The 334-nt window shown below is 62.0% G+C and carries 1 protein-coding gene; it reads right to left on the bottom strand.

From position 1 onward, the window contains the following. Positions 1-334 (bottom strand): ATP-binding cassette domain-containing protein (locus EN935_RS40310; protein WP_127374463.1); only part of this gene is annotated, 334 nt, incomplete at both ends.

Genomic DNA, 334 nt, shown 5'->3' with positions numbered 1-334 from the left:
CCTGATAACTGGCCCGGATAATGAGCGTGCTTGTCGGCGAGCCCGACCTTCTTCAACAAGGCGTGCGCATGTTCGATGGCCTTCTCGCGGGGCTCCTTCAAGACGTGCCGGGGCGCTTCGATGATGTTCTCCGCCACCGTCATGTGCGGCCACAGATTGAAGTTCTGGAACACCATGCCGACGCGGGCGCGGATGCGTTCGACCTGCGCCATGTCGGCTGGCCCAAGACGGCCGCTCGACAGCGGCTTCATCTTGATCACCTCGCCATCGATGGCGACCTTGCCGCCATCCGGCTGCTCCAGAAGATTGATGCAACGCAGGAACGTGCTCTTGC

The sequence above is a fragment of the Mesorhizobium sp. M7D.F.Ca.US.004.03.1.1 genome (assembly GCF_003998635.1).
Lineage (GTDB): Bacteria > Pseudomonadota > Alphaproteobacteria > Rhizobiales > Rhizobiaceae > Mesorhizobium > Mesorhizobium loti.
The sequence above is the reverse complement of the archived record's forward strand: the minus strand, read 5'-3'. Positions and strand labels throughout refer to the sequence as shown.